Here is a 1603-nt window from a genome sequence, read left to right as displayed (position 1 = left end):
ACAGCACAGCACAGCACAGCACAGCACAGCACAGCGGGCTAACTGCGCCCTTTTTGCGTCTTGCGATTGCGAGGCGCTTGAAACTGAATACAACATTCGTGATGGATAACCGTCGGATTCTGACGGGGTAAGTATACCCTGTCAGGTTCGGCGGTCTTTTTATATAAAAATTATTTTCTAGGAGGGAATTTGTAATGAAACAAAAAAGAAAATTAGGAAGGAAGCTGCTGAGCTTTTTGCTCACGCTGGCTCTTGTTCTCGGGCTGATGCCGGGGATGGGGCTGACGGCGTATGCAGAAGATACTGAACCACCGCTAACCACCATTACAGCAATAGCCAAAGAGCAAGCAAACTACAGTACGGCGAATGTAGCAACCGTTTCATTCAGTTATACTGCAGGAGGGAGCTCAGCATACCTCGCTAACTGGGGATGGTGGGGATACGGTTGGTCGGCCACCGTCAATGCTGCCAAAGGATACACCATCACCAAATGCGTATTTTATGACGATGCCGATCGCACTGCCACAGACAGTTCGTCTCCCTTTGTAGTTGAAACCACAGAAGCGGATAAGACGCCGCAAGTAAATGGCACACCCATTGATGGTGGCAAAATGCAAAGTAAGGGTATAAAAAAGATTGAGGTCTATGGCTACGCTACGCCTGCGGCTACATATAGTGTTAACGTCACCGCAGGCGACAACATGACCAAAACCACAGATTCCGGAGCAGAATCACAGACCGTATCTGTTGCGATAACAGACGTGGTTTATACAGCAGATTCCGGTTATTATTTTCCTACAGATTACAGCGTTGCTTCCGTCAATGGAATCGGAGTGACTCGCAACAGCTATACACAAATTACGGTTTCTGGAACGCCGACCGCGGATACTGAAATCACCTTGATAGCTCCGACAGAAAAAACAACACCATCTGCACCTACATTAGCAGCTGCAGTAAACTGTACGACCGCAGACAATAACGACGGAAAACTCACCGGCGTTACAACTGCAATGGAATATCAAAAGTCGGGTGCTGCAGAATGGACTGCCGGAACAGGTAGTGATATCACAGGCCTTGTTCCAGGAACCTATTATGTGCGTTATAAGGAAACTGATACGACCAATGTATCTGGCAATCAGGAACTGACGATTGCGGGGTATACTGCACCATCTTTCACGGTAACCTATAAGGTAGTCCATGGAACATGGTCGGATAATAGCACAACAGACAAGACGGAGACTGTTCAAAGTGGATCTAAGCCTGCAAGCGTGCCTACCGGCATGAAGGCGGCTGAAGGTTACACAGGCGGAAGCTGGGACAAGAACCCGGCAGATACGACTATCACGGAAGCAACGACATTTACTTATACTTTCACAGAAAAGCAGAAAGTAGCAACACCTACATTTTCACCTGAAGCAGGCACATATACAGGAGAACAGAGCGTAATAATTTCATGTACAACAGATGGTGCAGAAATCTATTACACAACAGATGGAAGCGATCCATCTTCTTCAAGCACAAAATACAGCAGCGCAATCGCTGTAGGTGAGACCACGACCATCAAGGCAATCGCTGTTAAGGATGGAATGACGGACAGCTCAGT

At 47.5% G+C, this 1603-nt stretch carries 1 protein-coding gene; it reads left to right on the top strand.

The features are described from left to right. Positions 1-236: 236 nt before the first annotated feature. The coding region (locus BM146_RS19840) for a chitobiase/beta-hexosaminidase C-terminal domain-containing protein (protein WP_242949364.1) at positions 237-1603 on the top strand (1367 nt) is incomplete at its 3' end.

The organism is Butyrivibrio proteoclasticus (assembly GCF_900115735.1).
GTDB lineage: Bacteria > Bacillota > Clostridia > Lachnospirales > Lachnospiraceae > Butyrivibrio > Butyrivibrio proteoclasticus_B.
The sequence above is the reverse complement of the archived record's forward strand: the minus strand, read 5'-3'. Positions and strand labels throughout refer to the sequence as shown.